2 protein-coding genes are annotated in these 2,759 nt (G+C 60.2%); both read left to right on the top strand.

The annotated features are described in order from the left end of the window. Positions 1 to 1,296, top strand: a 1,296-nt coding sequence (locus ACXRVY_RS23030; RefSeq protein WP_458238329.1) for an alanine--tRNA ligase-related protein, incomplete at its 5' end; no start/stop codon positions are given. A gap of 91 nt (positions 1,297 to 1,387) precedes the next feature. Beyond that, entirely contained in the window at positions 1,388 to 2,629 is a 1,242-nt protein-coding gene (locus ACXRVY_RS23025; RefSeq protein ID WP_007971040.1) for an aspartate kinase, read from the top strand. Positions 2,630 to 2,759 lie beyond the last annotated feature (130 nt).

Raw genomic sequence — 2,759 nt, 5'->3', positions numbered from 1 at the left:
GACTACAACAGCCTGGTCAAGGTGGACGTGGCCACCGAGTTCACCGGTTACATCGCTCACAGCGGTTCCGCCAAAATCGTTGCGCTGTATAAAGATGGCCAGCCAGTCGACGTATTGAGCGAAGGCGATGAGGGCGTGATCGTTCTCGACAAGACGCCGTTCTATGCTGAGTCCGGTGGCCAGATCGGTGATTGCGGTTACCTGCAGGCGGGCAGTGCGCGTTTCGACGTGCGTGACACCACCAAGACCGGCGGTGCGTTCCTGCACCACGGTATCCTGGATTCGGGTAGCCTGATCGTCGGTGCGCCGGTCGAGACCCACGTTGACGCCGAGGTGCGTCACGCCACGTCGTTGAACCACTCGGCGACTCACCTGCTGCACGCTGCATTGCGCCAGGTGCTGGGCGATCACGTTCAACAGAAAGGCTCGTTGGTCGACAGTCAGCGCCTGCGTTTTGACTTCAGCCACTTCGAAGCCATCAAGCCTGAACAGTTGAAGGCGCTGGAAGACATCGTCAATGCCGAGATTCGCAAGAACTCTGCCGTTGAAACCGAAGAAACCGACATCGAAACCGCCAAGCAAAAAGGCGCCATGGCGCTGTTCGGCGAGAAGTACGGCGACAGTGTGCGCGTGCTGAGCATGGGCGATTTTTCCGTCGAGCTGTGCGGCGGTATCCACGCCAACCGTACCGGCGACATCGGCCTGCTGAAAATCATCAGCGAAGGCGGTGTGGCATCGGGTGTGCGTCGTATCGAAGCCGTCACCGGTGCGCAAGCGCTGGCCTACTTGAACGCGGCGGAAGAACAACTCAAGGAAGCGGCCAGCCTGGTCAAGGGCAGCCGCGACAACCTGATCGACAAGCTGTCGGCTGTGCTGGAGCGCAACCGTCTGCTGGAGAAGCAACTCGAGCAGTTGCAGGCCAAGGCTGCCAGTGCCGCGGGCGACGATCTGTCGGCCCAGGCGCTGGACGTCAAGGACGTGAAAGTGCTGGCCGTGCGTCTGGACGGTCAGGATGGCAAGGCGCTGCTGGCGCTGGTCGATCAACTGAAAAACAAACTCGGCCGCGCAGTGATCCTGCTCGGCAGTGTCCATGAGGAAAAGGTCGTTCTGGTTGCAGGCGTAACCAAAGACCYGACTGGCCAACTCAAAGCCGGTGATTTGATGAAGCAAGCCGCTGCGGCAGTGGGCGGGAAGGGCGGTGGTCGTCCAGACATGGCGCAAGGCGGCGGTACCGACGCTGGCGCACTGGATGCGGCACTGGCCCTGACCGTTCCGTTTGTAGAGCAGGGTCTATAAGGCAGTGCTTGCGGCCCGTAGTCTAGTGGTGGGCCGCAACGCTGTTTGAGTGATTATTTGGGCGCCCTTCATGGGCAGAGGCGGCTTTGAAATGGCTTTGATCGTACAGAAATTTGGAGGCACCTCGGTCGGCACCGTCGAGAGAATCGAGCAGGTCGCCGACAAGGTTAAGAAATTCCGCGATGCCGGCGATGACCTGGTGGTTGTGCTGTCTGCAATGAGCGGCGAAACCAACCGTCTGATCGATCTGGCCAAGCAAATCAGTGGCGACGGCCAACCGGTTCCGCGCGAGCTGGACGTGATCGTCTCCACCGGTGAGCAGGTGACGATTGCCCTGTTGGCCATGGCGCTGATCAAGCGTGGCGTGCCGGCGGTGTCGTACACCGGCAACCAGGTGCGGATCCTGACGGATAGCGCGCACAATAAAGCGCGTATCCTGCAGATTGATGACCAGAAGATTCGCGGTGACCTGAAGGCAGGTCGTGTGGTGGTTGTCGCCGGTTTCCAGGGCGTCGACGAGCACGGCAACATCACCACCCTCGGTCGTGGCGGTTCCGACACCACCGGCGTGGCGTTGGCGGCAGCCCTGAAGGCTGACGAATGCCAGATCTACACCGACGTCGACGGCGTCTACACCACCGACCCGCGTGTGGTGTCCGTGGCTCAGCGCCTGGACAAGATCACCTTCGAAGAGATGCTGGAAATGGCCAGCCTCGGTTCCAAGGTGTTGCAGATCCGCGCGGTCGAGTTCGCCGGCAAGTACAACGTTCCGCTGCGCGTACTGCACAGCTTCAAGGAGGGTCCGGGCACCCTCATTACTATTGATGAAGAGGAAACCATGGAACAGCCGATCATTTCCGGTATCGCTTTCAACCGCGATGAAGCCAAGCTGACCATCCGTGGCGTGCCAGACATCCCGGGCGTTGCCTTCAAGATTCTCGGCCCGATCAGTGCCGCGAACATCGAAGTCGACATGATCGTGCAGAACGTCGCGCACGATAACACCACCGACTTCACCTTCACCGTGCACCGCAACGACTACCAGGCAGCGCAAGCCGTGCTGGAAAAGACCGCTGGCGAGCTGGGTGCCCGTGAAGTCGTGGGCGACACCAAGATCGCCAAGGTGTCGATCGTCGGCGTTGGCATGCGTTCTCACGCAGGCGTGGCCAGCCGCATGTTCGAATCCCTGGCCAAGGAAAGCATCAACATCCAGATGATCTCGACTTCGGAAATCAAAGTCTCCGTAGTGATCGAAGAGAAGTACCTGGAACTGGCTGTGCGCGCTCTGCACACGGCTTTCGAACTGGACGCACCGGCCCGCCAGGGCGAGTGATGCGTTTGCCAAAAGGCGCGGTCTGACCGCGCCTTTTGTTTTTTTGAATGGCGTGACCCCCGAGGCTGTTCTTTTGCTCGCGCTAGTCAATACTCAGGCATGTAGGGCTGCGACCGCTCCGGTTGTGGGT

The organism is Pseudomonas sp. P5_A2_2, assembly GCF_054177685.1.
Note: the sequence above shows the minus strand (reverse complement) of the source record. Positions and strands in the feature narration are given on the sequence as shown.